The sequence below is a fragment of the Flavihumibacter cheonanensis genome, from assembly GCF_022352215.1.
Taxonomy (GTDB): Bacteria; Bacteroidota; Bacteroidia; order Chitinophagales; family Chitinophagaceae; genus Flavihumibacter; species Flavihumibacter cheonanensis.
The window spans coordinates 1-285 of sequence record NZ_JAKRWF010000141.1 but is presented as its reverse complement, the minus strand read 5'-3'; the positions used below and the strand labels follow the sequence as shown (position 1 = coordinate 285).

The 285-nt window shown below is 67.7% G+C and carries 1 protein-coding gene; it reads right to left on the bottom strand.

Features of this window, described 5'->3' with window-relative positions:
• A partial coding sequence (locus tag MD536_RS21440) for a hypothetical protein (RefSeq protein WP_239603825.1) occupies positions 1–285 on the bottom strand: 285 nt, incomplete at both ends.

Here is a 285-nt window from a genome sequence, read left to right as displayed (position 1 = left end):
CACCGTGCAGGGGGCGCCCCGCGAGCACGAATCCCCGCAGCACGGTGAGGGCCGCAACGAGCAGCCGCGGCCGCTCCTGTGAGATGAAGTGCAGGAGATCCGGATGGCGAAACTCCCGTTCCTCGGGGCGCTCCACCCGGGGATCGAGACGGATCGGCAGGACCCGACGACACGTATCCCCGACAAACGAGATGTTGTTCCCGGTCACGAACCAGGTCGGCGTCAGCGGGGCACTCACCGTCTTGCTGAGCCCCAAGATCCGGCCCGACCACTCCGTCGCAGTCA